Raw genomic sequence first — 16,352 nt, 5'->3', positions numbered from 1 at the left:
TTATTGAATAAAAGCAAAAATAGGTAATCGCACAGAATATCCAATACAAAACCCGAAAATATTTTCCTCCTTGTATAAAAGATTCATTCCATCCGATATTCTTGTGTTATAAAACATACAGTTTCATGTTGCTGTTTATGAATAAATTGCATTTCTTTGCATCGGGACAGTTCAGCACAGTTACCACTGTCCGCATAAAACCTTGAACAGTTCATGAAAATTACCTTTGGACAACAAACTACTAAAGTAAAGCAACTGGCTGATTTACTCAGCCAGGAGATTTCCATGGGCAAATATAAATCGGACTGTGCATTACCGTCCATCAATAAACTGAGCCGTGACTATCAAGTGTCTCGGGATACAGTATTCAAAGCATTCATTGATTTAAAAGACCGGGGGATCATAGACTCCACTCCGGGGAAAGGCTACTATGTCACCAACAAGCTTACCAACATTCTGCTTCTGCTGGACGAGTATTCCCCTTTCAAATACTCTTTATACAATAGTTTTATCAAGGAGTTATCCATCAACTATAAAGTGGATTTATTGTTCCATCAATACAATGAACGGCTGTTCAACACCATCTTACGCGAATCCATGGGCCGATACAACAAATACATTGTGATGAACTTTGACAATGAGAAGTTATCTCCCCACCTCTACAAGATAGACTCGTCCAAACTGCTGCTGTTGGATTTCGGGAAATTCGACAAAAAGGATTATTCGTACGTATGTCAGGATTTCGACGATTCCTTTTATCATGCGTTGGCCGCATTGAAAGAACATTTGAGGAAATACCGGAAACTAATACTTTTATTTCCCGAAGACATCAAGCACCCCCGAAGCAGTTGCGAATATTTCAACCGTTTCTGTCTGGATCATCGCATCGATTCAGCCATTATAAAGAACATAGACGGAATACAAGTCTGCAAAGGAGAAGTATATATCGCTTTCCGCCAGATAGATGTAGTCCATATTATCAAGCAAAGCCGGGCTGAAAGGCTGAAATGCGGCGAAGACTTCGGACTGATAGCTTATAACGACACACCTGCCTACGAGGTGATAGACCAGGGCATTACCGTTTTAAGCATCAATTGGGAAGAGTTAGGGCGGAAAGCCGCCGAATTCGTACTAACCGGTAAAGAAACCAAGATATACCTCCCTACCGAAGTACATTTAAGAAATTCCATATAACAACTAAATACCTATTATATCATGAAAAAGTATCCTAAAATCGGGATTCGTCCCACTATCGACGGCCGCCAAGGCGGTGTTCGCGAAAGCCTTGAAGACAAGACTATGAATCTGGCAAAAGCAGTTGCCGAGTTGATTTCATCCAACTTGAAAAACGGTGACGGAAGTCCCGTGGAATGTGTTATAGCCGACAGTACCATCGGCCGTGTAGCCGAAAGCGCTGCTTGTGCCGAGAAATTCGAACGCGAAGGAGTAGGTGCCACCATTACTGTGACCAGCTGCTGGTGCTATGGCTCCGAAACGATGGATATGCACCCACACTGGCCGAAAGCCGTTTGGGGATTCAATGGCACAGAACGTCCGGGAGCCGTGTATCTGGCTGCCGTATTAGCTGGACACGCACAGAAAGGCCTGCCTGCCTTCGGCATTTACGGACACGATGTACAAGACCTGGACGACAATACCATTCCTGCTGATGTATCAGAGAAACTATTGCGTTTTGCCCGTTCCGCCATGGCTGTAGCCAATATGCGCGGAAAGAGCTATCTTTCTTTCGGCAGTGTCTGCATGGGTATCGCCGGATCTATCGTTGATCCTGACTTCTTCCAGGAATATCTGGGCATACGCAACGAAAGCGTAGATGAGACAGAAATTCTCCGCCGCATGGAAGAGGGAATCTATGACCACGAAGAATATGCCAAAGCTATGGCGTGGACAGAAAAATATTGCAAGCCCAATGAAGGCGAAGATTTCAAAAACCGTCCCGAAAAACGCAAGACCCGCGAACAGAAGGATGCCGACTGGGAATTCATTGTAAAAATGACTATCATCATGCGCGACTTGATGACCGGCAATCCAAAACTCCGCGAAATGGGATTCAAAGAAGAAGCCATCGGGCATAATGCCATCGCAGCCGGATTCCAGGGACAACGCCAATGGACGGACTGGAAACCCAACGGTGACTTCAGCGAAGCATTGCTCAACACCACTTTCGACTGGAACGGCATTCGTGAAGCATACGTACTGGCTACCGAGAATGATGCATGCAATGGCGTTGCCATGCTATTCGGCCATCTGCTGAGCGGCTGCGGACAAATGTTCTCCGACATCCGTACTTACTGGAGTCCCGAAGCGGTGAAACGTGTGACTGGTAAAGAGCTTACAGGAATGGCAGAAAACGGTATCATCCATCTTATCAATTCAGGTGCGACAACCTTGGACGCTACCGGTGAAAGCCATAACGAGGCGGGAGAACCCTGCATGAAGCCCAACTGGGAAATGACTGAAGCCGATGTAGAAGCTTGCCTGAAGGCCACCACCTGGTATCCGGCAGACCGCGACTATTTCCGTGGAGGCGGTTTCTCATCCAACTTCCTGTCCAAAGGCGGCATGCCTGTCACCATGATGCGTCTTAATCTGGTAAAAGGCCTGGGCCCTGTATTGCAACTGGCAGAAGGCTGGACTGTAGATATTGATCCGGAAATCCATCAGGTACTGAACATGCGTACAGACCCCACATGGCCCACCACTTGGTTTGTGCCTCGTCTATGCGACAAACCCGCATTCCGTGATGTCTATTCGGTAATGAACAACTGGGGGGCCAACCATGGTGCCATCAGCTATGGTCACATCGGACAGGATCTGATCACCTTGGCGTCTATGCTGCGCATTCCTGTATGTATGCATAATGTAGAAGACGACAAGATTTTCCGTCCGGCAGCATGGAATGCCTTCGGTATGGACAAGGAAGGTTCCGACTACAGAGCATGCGCAACTTACGGACCTATTTACAAATAGTTCATAAATTGAGAATTGAAAATTAAAAAATGAGCAGTGGCTTTACGCCTGTCCTTTTTTAATTCTCAATTCTCATTTCTTAATTTTTAATTCTCAATTTTCAATTTACGAAATGAAAGATACAAACCAATCCATTCTACACAAAGACGGAATCAGCTACGTGCTACCTTTTATATTGGTCACCTGTTGCTTTGCCTTGTGGGGATTTGCTAACGACATCACCAATCCGATGGTGAAAGCGTTCTCAAAGATTTTCCGGATGAGCGTCACTGATGGCGCATTGGTGCAAGTCGCCTTCTATGGCGGATATTTCGCCATGGCTTTTCCGGCAGCCATGTTTATCCGTAAATACTCTTACAAAGCCGGTATCCTGCTGGGGCTGGGACTTTATGCCGTAGGAGCCTTATTATTCTTTCCCGCTAAAATGACAGGTAGTTACTATCCGTTCCTATTAGCTTATTTTATCCTGACCTGCGGACTCTCCTTCCTCGAGACCAGTTCCAACCCTTACATTCTATCCATGGGAACAGAAGCCACCGCCACCCGGCGTCTCAACCTGGCACAATCATTCAACCCCATGGGCTCACTGCTGGGAATGTATGTCGCCATGCACTTTATCCAAGCCAAGCTGAACCCGATGGACACGGCGGAACGCGCCCAATTGAATCCGATGGAATTCGCGGCGGTAAAAGATGCAGACCTGTCCGTACTCATCGCCCCTTACCTGACGATCGGCATTGTCATCCTTATCATGTTCCTCATCATCCGTTTCACCCGGATGCCTAAAAACGGTGACCAGTCTCACAGCATCAATTTCGGCCCCACTTTGAAACGCATCTTCTCCATCCATCATTACCGTGAAGGCGTGGTGGCACAGTTCTTCTATGTAGGGGCGCAGATCATGTGCTGGACTTTCATCATCCAATACGGCACGCGCCTGTTCATGTCGCAAGGCATGGAAGAAAAAGCCGCCGAAGTTCTTTCACAGGAATATAACATCATAGCGATGGTCATCTTTTGCATCAGCCGTTTTGTATGTACCTTCATCCTGCGCTACCTCAATCCGGGTAAATTATTGACCATACTTGCCATTGCGGGCTGCTGCTTCACTGCCGGAGTCATCTTCTTCCAGAATATCTGGGGCATGTACTGTCTGGTAGCTGTTTCAGCCTGTATGTCATTGATGTTCCCCACTATCTATGGCATCGCCTTGACAGGACTGGGAGATGATGCAAAGTTCGGGGCAGCCGGCCTGATTATGGCCATTCTGGGAGGTTCCGTACTTCCTCCGCTACAGGCAAGCATTATTGATATGAGCACCATTTGGAATATGCCGGCTGTGAATGTTTCGTTTATTTTGCCGTTCATCTGCTTTGTGGTCATTACAATTTATGGACACCGCTCCTACCAGCGGGGGAAATATTGATTTAAACTCCGGCTGACAAAGTGATAATCAGTATTTCAAAGATTATGAATTTATCAGCCGGATATCACGTCAGGAGGCATCCATTTACACGTACATACGCGAAAGCCCGCACGTACGTATGCGTAAGCGTATACAGACGCATGTGCAGGGCTTCACGTACATACGTGTAAAAATGTCTTTCTATTCATCACAATGCATCCACTTTCGGATACCTAAAAATTCAACTCCAGCTGCGGGTCTTCCCCCAACAAATTAAAAGTCATCCGATGATACGGTGTCGTGCCATGCTCACGGATAGCCGCACGATGCTTTTTTGTGGGATATCCCTTATTATTGCTCCAATCATAAAAAGGGTATTCTTCGTGCAGACCATTCATGTAGTCATCACGGTAAGTTTTCGCAAGGATAGATGCAGCAGCAATAGAAAGATATTTCCCATCTCCTTTCACCACAGTGGTATGTGGTAAATCCTGATACTTCTTAAAACGGTTTCCATCAATCAACAAGTGCTGTGGACGAAGACTCAGCTGGTCAAGGGCACGATGCATGGCTAGGAAAGATGCATTGAGAATATTGATTCGGTCTATTTCTTCCGGAGTCACCACTCCTACCGCCCATGCCAGCGCTTCCCGCTGCACCACCTCCCGAAGGGCATAACGCTGGCACTCGGTAAGTTTCTTGGAATCATTCAGCAATTCATTCTTAAAGTCCTTTGGCAAAATAACGGCAGCCGCATATACCGATCCCGCCAAGCATCCCCTGCCCGCTTCATCACAGCCGGCCTCTATCAGGTCTTTATTCAAATAAGGTAATAACATAACTCGTCTTTATTATTGAACAACAAAGATAGGAAACAAAAATGAGACCTGCAATCCGCCACTTCTATACAATATTTCCTCAACTAGAAAACTGTTTATGGACTAAACGATGTATCTTAATAACTTAAGAAGACAAGCCTGCGCCAAATATATTTTATGCAAAATGCTGCCAACATCAATAGGGTTAAGGCCGTATTTGCTGAAAAACAAACCAGCCAAATGGTTGGCGGATAAATCGGATAAAGATCATAGATATTCTTTATAAAAGAGAAAATCATTAGGCTATCTCAAAATAAACCCCTACTTTTGTTTAACAAAATCACTACTTTTGCTAAAAACACGCTTGAGTTATGAAAGAGAAACTACTTATATATATCATTCTTTGCCTGGTAAATATCTCATGGGCCAATGCTAGCGAAAAACAACAAGAGGCCGAATTACTGATTAAAAAATCGGTTGACGCCTTATACAACAATCCCAAACAAGCCAGCTACTATGCTTCCAAAGTCATTGAATTATTTCCCGGCGAGAGCCGGAGTGACCAAAAGGCAAAAGCAATATTCTATTACAGCCAGGCAGAAAAACTATTAGGCAATTTTGATGTAAGTATCAAAAACCTATATGACGCTATGGAATATGTAACCCCGGGCAATAGGGAGTTAAACGGACAAATTTATGCACTGGCAGGAGCTCTTTACTGTAAATTGACCGACTATAATAAAGCCATTGAGATGAACGAGAAGGCCACCTCTATCTTTAAATCCATAGGAGATTCCGTTTCCATTGCCTTATGTTACAACGACCGCGGCATTATCCACTACTCCATGAATGAATTCAATACGGCCGGACAATTCTTACGGCAAGCACTTGCCATCAACCGAAGCCAGAAAAATCTGCGGGGAATTGCCGCCAATTTAAACAACCTGTGTTTATATGAAGGGGATTTTAATGAGAAAATAGGTTTTATCAATGAAGCCATTGTCATCAACAAAAATCTGAACTCCCAATGGTCGTTGGGAGAAAATTATAATAATATGGGAAAGCAATATTTCTATGCCAAACAATATGGCAATGCCTTGCAAGCCTTGCAAAAAGCATACGAAGTAGCCTCTTCCATCAATGCCAAGGAATTAATATGCGACAATTATGAATATTTGTCTTGGGTATATGAAGCTCTTGGAGACTATAATAATGCCTATAAATGCCTCATGCAACTATATACCTTGAGCAAAGATCTGCAAAGCGGAAGCAAGCTACGTATTGTAGAACAAGAAATTTCGCATAAACGATACCAGAACCAACAGAGGAAAGCGGAAATAAGGGAACAAACCTACGAAATAGAATTGCTGAAACGCAACTTGTTTATATTAATGGTTGTTTTCATTTCATTGGCAGTACTCAGCATATTCCTATATAAATGGTATAAACGCAAAAAGAACATGCAGCTAATGGTAGCCCGCTATAATCTGGAGCAGTCAGAGCATGAACTGGCTGAACTTAAAGTACGCCAACAGGAACTGGAGCTGAAGTCCGTACAAAATGCCTTGGACAACAGCCGGCAGGAAGCAACCAGCTTCGCCGTATTCCTGCATAGCCGTAATGAATTGCTAGAGAAAATCAGAGAAATGATAAAGCAAGGATACAAAATGGACCAGCAGACACTGATCCCTCATTTGAAGAAAGTCAATGCCTTTATCAGCCAATATCAGAATGGAGACAAGAGCAACAGCACCTTATTGATGAATGTGGAAGAAAAGAATCAGGAGTTCCTTCAGCGGTTATCCGAACGGCATCCCAATTTGACACAAGGTGAAAAATATCTGGCTACACTGTTACGGGTCAATCTTTCTACCAAAGAAATCTCAATGCTCACGGGCAATGTTCCCAAAACAATCAATATGAACCGCTACCGACTACGCAAATCCCTGAACTTGTCTTCAGAAGAGGATTTAACAGACTACTTGCAAAACATTTAAAGAACCTATATTTTTATTGCTTTTATCAAACAGAGATTTGTAGACATCATCTTTTACGTTATCCCATTGAGTAACAAAGTATTATATTTTTTATTGTAGATAAAAAAAGGAGAATATTTCTTTCGTTGTAGTTCATTTGTAGGACATAATAATTAGGAATTCGCACATACAACTCATTATTTAGCGGTGTGAAAAACAATTATTAACCTTAAAATTTATTCACATGAGTAAAAAGAACTATTTCAAGGAAAGAATCATGCTACTGGTTCTGCTCTTAGCTTTTATGACTCCTTTCGGTGCGTTTGCACAGACTATCCAACTGACCGGTCTGGTAACCGATGCCTCCAACGACCCCATCATTGGTGCCAGTGTAGTAGAAAAAGGCACAACCAATGGAGTTATCACGGACTTTGACGGTAACTTCGCATTAAGCGTGTCTCCCAAAGCCACTATCATTATTTCTTATGTGGGATATGCAACACAAGAAATCCCTGTAAACGGAAAAAACAATATCCGGGTGACATTGAAGGAAGATACCGAAATGCTGGATGAAGTTGTAGTGGTCGGCTATGGTACCATGAAGAAAAGTGATATGACCGGTGCCATTTCTTCTGTAGATGTAGACGAACTGGTAAAACGTACCACAACCAATCCCGCAGAGGCATTACAAGGTAAAATTGCCGGTGTGAACATCATGAAAGCCGGTGGTAATGCAGGTGCAGGTGTACAGGTAAAAATCCGTGGTGTCAAAACTTTCGGTGACAACCAGCCTCTTTATATCATTGACGGTTTTCCCGGTGATATTGAAAATGTAAATCCGCAAGACATCCAGTCTATGGAAGTACTGAAAGATGGCGCAGCCGCTGCAATCTATGGTTCGGTTGCTGCAAACGGTGTTATCATCGTCACTACCAAAAACGGTAAAAAGGGTGACATGAAGATTGATTTCAGTACTTATGTAAGTTTCACTGACGTTTCAAAGAAACTGGAACTACTCAATGCAGAAGAGTACAAAGCAATGCATAAGCAAATGTACGAGAACTGGAACTCCCATGTGGCCAACCATAAAGATTTATATGACCCCAGAAACAATGGGGCATGGAAAGACAAACTGATTGATCTGCCCGCATACATCACGAACAATACCGGTATAGACACAGACTGGCAAGACGCGATGCTACGTAGCGGACTGGCGCAAAACTATATGTTCAGCGCCAGAGGCGGTAGCGAAAACGCACAATACTCCGTGTCGTATAATCATGCCGATGAAAAAGGTATTTTCTTAGGCAACGATTACCGTCAGGACAATGCCCGCCTGAAGGTACACATGAGCAAATATATCTTTGATATTGATGCCAACCTAGCCTTCAAATTCACAGACAGCAAACAACCTGAATATTCTTTAAAAGAAATGTACATGATCACTCCATTGGTACCCATCTACGATGAAAACAATGAATACGGATTCGGCTTGACCAACTTTGACGGACTGCCTAATAACCGTAACGTCATGGCAGACCAATATTATGAAAAATCTACAGATAAGAAATACCACACAACAGCTAACATTGCATTAACCATGAACTTCACAAAATGGTTAAGTTTCAAAACAAGTTACGCTTATCGTGGAGAACATGAACGTCAGACCTATCATACCCCCGCATACGTTGCGGACGAAAAAGCCAAACGCGACTACCCCTATCACAGTGAAACAACAGCCTACTGGGAAGAACATGTATGGGACAACGTATTGAATTTTAATAAAGAATTCGGAAAACATAGCATCAATGCCATGGCTGGTACATCCATTACTGCACGGAAGTACACTTGGAATTCCGTTGGTGTGGAAGGTAAAACAACAGTGTATAAAGTAGAAGACGGAAACCTGGTAATCGGTGAAACTCCCGGTGGCTTTTTAGACCCTAGTTTTTCTACTATCGGTGCCGGAGCAGGAGGTACATTCGATGGTGACGGTACAAAATGGGAATACAATCGCGCTTCTTTCTTCGGACGTTTAAATTATAACTACAATGACCGATACTTGCTACAGGCTACCGTCCGATATGACGGATCCTCTAAATTTGGCGCTGACAACCGTTGGGGATGTTTCCCGTCCATCGCTCTCGGATGGAGAATCAGCGAAGAGTCCTTCTTTCCCAAAGATATATTCTTAAACAATTTAAAACTACGTGCCAGCTGGGGACGTTTAGGTAATGAAAATGCATTAGGATACTATGACTTCCAAGCCTTGATCAGTACTTACAACACCATGTACCAAGGTTACGTAAAAGGTAACGGCGACAATGCGTGGGCCGGAAGTATTGCCCGCGGGCTGGAAAACCGTTCTCTAAAATGGGAAACTACAGATACAAAGAATATAGGTGTTGATTTTGGAATGTTCAATAACAAACTAACCGGTGCGCTAAATTATTATCATAATCAAACCGAAGAATTATTGATCACAAAAGCACTTCCTCCCTCAGCAGGTTTAGCCAATCCTATTCTGAATGTCGGCAAGATTCGCAATACAGGTTTTGAATTCGAGGTGAACTGGAACGACCGCAAGGGCGATCTGGATTACAATATCGGATTAAACTTCAGTACCACCAACAATAAAGTTGTGGCTTTGGCCGATGACAACCAAGTGCTTTATGGTGAAGGATTGAAGTACGGGACAGAACACTTCCCTACTCAAACCCGCGTAGGCAAGCCTATCGGAGCATTCTATCTTTATAAAACCGGCGGCATTTTCCAAAGTAATGAAGAAGCGAAGAACTATGTAAACGCAAATGGAGAAGCTTATCAACCTTATGCAGATGCCGGCGACATTAAATTCATAGACAGCAACGGTGATGGAAGCATCGATGAGAACGATAAAGAATACTGTGGCTCTGGTATTCCAAAACTTGAAGTCAACCTCAACTTCTCTGCATATTATAAAGGATTCGATCTTTCTATGGTAATAGGTAGCGCATGGGGACACAAAATCTACAATGGTAACAAGTATTTCTACGAAGGGATGAATTCCGGTTCCAACTTCCTGCAATCATCTTTGAGCGCATGGACTCCTGAACATACAAACACAGACGTGCCACGTGCCATCTACAATGACCCCAATGGTAACATGAAGGAATCCGACCGCTTCCTCGAAAAAGGCGATTTTGTACGTCTGCGTCAGTTGCAACTAGGATATACGCTTCCTAAAGGCTTATTGCAAAAAGTACTCATCGAAAAACTACGTTTCTACGTAAGTGGCGAGAATCTGTTCACCATCACCGGATACGACGGAATCGATCCTGAATTCTCACGTGCCAGTGTCTTGAATACCGGAATTGACAAATTGATTTATCCGTTTACCCGTTCCTTTACAATAGGAGCCCAACTTTCATTCTAATCTAATTAAATCTATACGAATATGAAGAAATTAATACATATTGCAAGTATTTGTTTTGCATCACTGTTTATCAGTTCTTGCGAAGACTATTTGACCGTCAGTTCTCCTGACCAGCTGACTTCCGAAAGTTTCTGGCGTGACCAGTCGGATGCGGAAGCAGGCATATCGGCCGCCTATTCACAATTGGAATATTATATCGACACTTGGGAATTCGCGGAAGTAAAATGGCCGGTAGAAGCTTACCGGGAAGATATTGTTGAAATGGGAAATGACGCCCGCAACTATCCCAACTGGGTAGAGCTCTATAATTTTACTTATACCAACGGCAACTCTCAGTTCAGCAGTTACTGGTCAAATAACTATAAAGGCGCCAGTTTTGCCAACCAAGTGATAGAAAAAGTTGCAGAAATACCTGATGAAAGTATAAATCCGGTCATCCGCACACAGATTGTTAACGAAGCACACTTCTTACGTGCTTATTATCACTTGAAACTAATCTTGAACTGGAAAGAAATCATTATCCGTGATAAGTATATTACCAACCAGGCAGACCTGAGCAAACCTCTGTCTTCACGTGAGGATGCTTGGAATTTCATCATTGAAGATTTTAAAACCGCTACCGCTTTGCCCGCATCATACGATGCAGACAACATAGGCCGCGCAACTTGTGGAGCTGCCAATGCTTATCTGGGATTTGCTTACCTGACCTGTGCATACGAACAACCCGAAAAGAAAACGGAATATTTAGCCGCAGCTTTGGAAGCCTTGAACAAAGTCCAGGGATATGAGCTTGTGAAACAATTTGCAAGCATGTTTGATGCCAGCAATAAAAACAGCAAAGAATCTATCTTCGAACTCCAGACATCTATGAGTACCGCCAACGGCGCAAGCTACCGCACTCAGCTTCATCGTTGGATCGGAGTTTCAGAATTATGGGGATGGGACGAGATTCTGCCAAGCCAAAAGCTGATGAATGAATACATGAAAGAAGGAGAAAACGCCACAACAGGACGCTATGATTCACGCTTATATGAAACCATATTCTTCCAGTGTGACTATTATAATGATGGAAGCGGACGTGTGTACGGGTATGAATATAATGACTGGTTCTCCAATGAAGACGAAAACGGGAATTATATTCCTTATAACCGTCCGGCTTTCCGAAAATTCATGCCTACTGACTATGAGGCACTTTCCAACAACCGGTGCGCCATCAATGTGCCTCTGATGCGCTATGCCAATGTGCTGCTGATGAAAGCCGAGGTACTGAACGAACAAGGACATCCGGAACAAGCCATTCCTCTGATTAATCAAATCAGAGAAATCCATGGAGATATGCCGCCCATGACAGGGACTTCACAAGAAGCAGTACGCAGCCAGATAGAACACGAACGTATGCTTGAATTCCCATTGGAGAACTGGCGCTGGTATGACCTCCGCCGTTGGGGCAAACTTAAATCAGCACTGGAAGAGGTAGGACGTACATTCAATGAAGAAAAGAATTCATTCTATCCCACTCCTCTTACAGAGTTGAATGCAAATGATGCCTTAAAATAAATATTCTCTTTTTGGTTAGATATAATTAGGCAACAAGGCGGTTTTCGCTACGGTGATACCGCCTTGTAATCTAAAAACAAGTATCTTTGCCTATAAATAAAACGACATAGATATGTTTACAATTATTGGATTAATGCTCACGGGGATGCTCCTTGGCTTCCTGCTTCGCAAGCAGCAGCTTTCAGGAATACACAAAATCATCACCGTTCTTATTTGGTTACTACTCTTCCTGCTAGGTATAGATGTAGGCGGTAATCAGGAAATCATCAATGGCCTGCACACCATAGGAATGGAAGCCATTGTCATCACTCTGGCAGCTGTACTGGGCAGTGTCACAGCAGCATGGGCTTTATGGTACGTGCTTTACAAAAGGAAAAAGGAGGAACAAGCATGAAAGGAAGTTTGATTATCGTTGGTTTCTTTATACTAGGGGCCATTTGCGGAGTATATCACCTCATTCCATACGACTTTACACAAAGTAAACTGAGTTTTTATGCACTGTGTGCGTTGATGTTCAGTGTGGGTGTAAGCATCGGCAATGATCCACAGACCCTACGCAATTTCCGGTCATTAAATCCCCGCCTGATCTTCTTGCCGGTCATGACCATATTGGGAACCTTGGCAGGATGTGCAGTTGTTAGTCTGTTCCTCTCACATCGCTCGGTAGCAGATTGTATGGCAGTAGGTTCCGGTTTTGGCTACTACTCGCTGTCCAGCATCTTTATCACAGAATATAAAGGTCCGGAGTTGGGAACCATTGCATTATTATCCAATATCACACGTGAAATTATCACTTTACTTTTTGCCCCGTTGCTGGTACGTTGGTTTGGCAATCTGGCACCCATTTCGGCAGGAGGTGCCACTACGATGGATACGACACTGCCCATCATTACCCGCTATTCCGGTCAAAGTTTTGTAGTGGTTTCTATATTTCACGGCTTTGTAGTAGATTTCAGCGTGCCTTTTCTAGTGACTCTTTTCTGTTCCATTTAAAAAAATAATAACCATGAAACACTCTCTTAATACTTTTCTTACACTGTTGTTTGCTTGTGCTTCCGTCTGGGGGGAGAATGTCCCCTGGCAGAATCCACAAATAAATGAAATAAACCGCGAGGCGGCCCATGCACACTTCATTCCCTTCACCAATGAAGCCAATGCGCTGAAGCAGCAGGCACTGCCCGCCGCCCAACGTTTTGCAGTAAACCCTGCAACAGAACGCCGCATCTCGCTAGATGGTACCTGGAAATTCTTATTCTCCAAGAACAATGATGCATGTCCGGCCGATTTTTATAAAACCGGTTACAACACCAGACGCTGGAAAGACATACAGGTTCCAGGAAGTTGGGAACTGCAAGGATTTGACTCACCTATCTATACCGACGTAGCTTACCCCTTCCCCGCCAATCCTCCCCATGTTCCGGCCGATTATAATCCGGTAGGTGCATACGTACGTGAATTTACCGTGCCGGCCAACTGGAAAGGAATGGATATCTTCCTTGATTTTGAAGGAGTAGAATCCGCCTTTTATTGCTGGGTCAACGGCGAATTGGCAGGATACAGCGAAGACAGTCGTCTTCCGGCGCATTTCAACATCACTCCGCTCTTGAAAGCCGGAAAGAACAAATTAGCCGTTAAAGTATTCCGTTACAGTGACGGTTCTTACCTCGAAGACCAGGATTATTGGAAATATAGCGGTATTGAACGTGATGTCTATCTCTATGCCCGTCCGCAAAGCCGTGTACAAGATTTCAAACTGGTAGCCGGACTGGTTAATAATTACAAAGACGGAGATTTCAATCTGGATATCACATTGCATAAGCCTCAGCCGGGAGAAACCGTAGAAGTGAAAGTAATGGATAAAGGGAATGTGATTTACCAAAATAAAAAGGAAATAACTTCCGCTACAGATACTTTATTTACTCAGAAACATTTATTTCCGGCCATATTGTCTTGGAATGCCGAAACTCCCAATCTCTACACATTGGTAGTCAGCACCTACGACGCCCAAGGAAAAGCATTGGAATCATTCACGCAACCCTTTGGTTTCCGCAGCGTGGAAGCACGTAACGGAATGCAATTGGTAAACGGAGTTCCCGTATTATTCAAGGGAGTGAACCGCCACGAGCACGATCCCCATCATGGTCGTACCATCACTGTGGAAAGCATGATAAAAGACATTCAATTGATGAAGCAATTCAATCTGAATGCTGTCCGTACCTGCCATTACCCCAACCGCTACGAATGGTATGCCCTGTGCAATGAATACGGTCTGTATCTGGTAGATGAAGCAAACATTGAAAGTCATGGAATGCAGGCGCATAAAGATGGCACACTGGCTAATAACCCCGATTGGGAAGTACCGTTTATGCAACGCATGAGCCGCATGGTGCTGCGTGACCGCAATATTACAGCCATTGTTACCTGGTCAATGGGTAATGAATCCGGTTATGGAAAACATTTTGAAACTTTATACGACTGGACTAAGAAGTTCGATCCAACCCGTCTTGTACAATACGAAGGTGGAGGTTATGATGCCAAATCCGACATTTATTGTCCGATGTACGCACGTGTCTGGGCGCTCCGCCGCCATGTAAACCAGCGCGACGCCCGTCCGATGATTCTGTGTGAATATGCTCACGCCATGGGTAATAGTGTAGGTAATCTGCAAGACTATTGGGATTTGATTTATAAATATGATCAGCTGCAAGGCGGTTTCATTTGGGACTGGGTAGATGCCACCTTTGATATCAAAGACAAGAATGGAAACAATATTTGGGCTTACGGAGGCGATATGGGCTTCGTGGGTGTCCCCAATGACTCCAACTTCTGCGCCAACGGACTGGTAGCCGCCGACCGTTCACTTCATCCACACATCTGGGAAGTAAAGAAAGTATATCAATACATTCATTTTGAACCGGTTCCTTTTACTACAAAACAGATTAAAGTCACCAACTGGCATGACTTCATCGGACTGGAAGATTACAAGCTACGTTGGGCGGTAGAATCAGACGGGAAAGCGGTACAAAGCGGTGAGATGGATTTTCCGACAATAACCGCTCGTTCTTCCGCTCTTGTTACCATCCCGATGACTCTGATTCCCAATGATGGAAAAGAATACTTCCTGAAACTGGAAGCATTTACCAAAGAAGAGATGCCTTTGATACCGAAAGGACATCAAGTAGCTATGGAGCAATGGCAACTGAATCCAGAAGGAGAACGCTTGCTGAATGCCACATGGACTGCCCGTGAAATAGCGGACAAAACCGTAAATACAGAACGTACCCCGGATGCCATCACCTTGACAGGAGGGAACTTCCGTGTCGTATTCTCTACTGCCGATGGTGAAATGACTGAACTCTTATATAATGGAAAGAATCTGATAAAAGAAGGCTTGCAGCCCAACTTCTGGCGTGCATTGACCGACAATGATGTCGCCAACAACCATCTGAAACGCTGTGGCATCTGGAAATTTGCAGGCAAGAACGCCAAGTTACAAAGCATCGACCTGAAAGAAGATTCAAGCAAGAAACAAGCAACCGTTACTGCAAATTATAGACTGGAAGCACAAGAGTCCACTTTGCAGACTATCTATCAGATACTCCCGAATGGAGTTATCAAAGTAAGTATGCACTTTATGCCTGGCAACAAAGCTCTTCCTGAAATGCCACGTCTAGGCATGCGCATGATCCTGCCGGCAGAATATGATGTGATGACCTGGCTGGGGCGCGGACCACAAGAAAACTATGCCGACCGCAAGACGGGGTATCCCATCGGGCTCTATACGGCAACAGTATGGGAACAGTTCCATCCGTATGTCCGTGCACAAGAGACCGGTAATAAAACCGATGTACGCTGGGTAGCCTTGCGCAATAAAGCAGGAGAAGGCCTGTTGATCACCGGTGAAGAGCCACTAAATGTCAGCGCATGGAATTTCCCGTTGGAAGATATTGATTATGTGGCATTCAATACAGAACGCCGTCATGGAGGAAGTATTATGAAAAAGGATATGGTATGGCTGAACATTGACCACCGACACATGGGTGTAGGTGGAGATAACACCTGGGGAGCCCAAGTGCACCCTGAATACACCATCACTCCGCACGAATGGCAATACAGCTTCACCATACAACCTTTGAGCACTCAAGACGATGCAGCCGAAAAAGCGCATAAGAAATGGTTTTAAAAATAAT

Annotated in this window: 10 protein-coding genes; 9 read left to right on the top strand and 1 reads right to left on the bottom strand. The window is 44.1% G+C overall.

Annotated features, from left to right (window positions below; genetic code table 11):
* Positions 1-213 precede the first annotated feature (213 nt).
* The 3 genes from ACYQ0C_RS00710 (at position 214) to fucP (ending at position 4,417) form a co-directional block, all read left to right on the top strand.
* A complete protein-coding gene (locus ACYQ0C_RS00710) occupies positions 214-1,194 on the top strand; it encodes a GntR family transcriptional regulator (RefSeq protein ID WP_016275161.1) in 981 nt (326 codons plus the stop codon).
* Positions 1,195-1,215: 21 nt separating this feature from the next.
* A complete protein-coding gene (gene fucI / locus ACYQ0C_RS00705) occupies positions 1,216-2,991 on the top strand; it encodes an L-fucose isomerase (protein WP_016275160.1) in 1,776 nt (591 codons plus the stop codon).
* Between the two features lie 112 nt (positions 2,992-3,103).
* Positions 3,104-4,417, top strand: a complete 1,314-nt coding sequence (gene fucP / locus ACYQ0C_RS00700; protein ID WP_016275159.1) for an L-fucose:H+ symporter permease — start codon at positions 3,104-3,106, stop codon at positions 4,415-4,417.
* A 212-nt stretch (positions 4,418-4,629) separates the two neighbouring features.
* Here fucP and rnhB read toward each other — a convergent pair whose 3' ends face one another.
* On the bottom strand, positions 4,630-5,235 hold the full coding sequence (rnhB, locus tag ACYQ0C_RS00695) for a ribonuclease HII (RefSeq protein WP_016275158.1): 606 nt from the start codon (positions 5,233-5,235) through the stop codon (positions 4,630-4,632).
* 350 nt (positions 5,236-5,585) lie between these two features.
* Here rnhB and ACYQ0C_RS00690 point away from each other — a divergent pair, with 350 nt between their 5' ends.
* The 6 genes from ACYQ0C_RS00690 (at position 5,586) to lacZ (ending at position 16,345) form a co-directional block, all read left to right on the top strand.
* Positions 5,586-7,211 carry a tetratricopeptide repeat protein gene (locus tag ACYQ0C_RS00690; protein WP_016275157.1) on the top strand — a complete coding sequence of 542 codons (1,626 nt, stop codon included), beginning with the start codon at positions 5,586-5,588 and terminating at the stop codon, positions 7,209-7,211.
* A 223-nt stretch (positions 7,212-7,434) separates the two neighbouring features.
* Entirely contained in the window at positions 7,435-10,605 is a 3,171-nt protein-coding gene (locus ACYQ0C_RS00685) for a SusC/RagA family TonB-linked outer membrane protein (protein WP_016275156.1), read from the top strand.
* Between the two features lie 21 nt (positions 10,606-10,626).
* Complete coding sequence (locus tag ACYQ0C_RS00680) at positions 10,627-12,162, top strand: RagB/SusD family nutrient uptake outer membrane protein (RefSeq protein WP_025018198.1); 1,536 nt, start codon at positions 10,627-10,629, stop codon at positions 12,160-12,162.
* A gap of 112 nt (positions 12,163-12,274) precedes the next feature.
* Positions 12,275-12,556, top strand: coding sequence for a LysO family transporter (locus ACYQ0C_RS00675; RefSeq protein ID WP_016275154.1), 282 nt, complete (start codon positions 12,275-12,277; stop codon positions 12,554-12,556).
* Entirely contained in the window at positions 12,553-13,155 is a 603-nt protein-coding gene (locus ACYQ0C_RS00670) for a LysO family transporter (protein ID WP_016275153.1), read from the top strand. Before ACYQ0C_RS00675 ends, ACYQ0C_RS00670 begins: the two co-directional genes overlap by 4 nt.
* A gap of 13 nt (positions 13,156-13,168) precedes the next feature.
* Positions 13,169-16,345: a beta-galactosidase, LacZ type gene (gene lacZ, locus ACYQ0C_RS00665; protein ID WP_016275152.1), complete on the top strand. Its 3,177-nt coding sequence runs from the start codon at positions 13,169-13,171 to the stop codon at positions 16,343-16,345.
* Positions 16,346-16,352: the final 7 nt, after the last annotated feature.

The organism is Phocaeicola sartorii JCM 17136 = DSM 21941 (assembly GCF_054653615.1).
The sequence above is the reverse complement of the archived record's forward strand: the minus strand, read 5'-3'. Positions and strand labels throughout refer to the sequence as shown.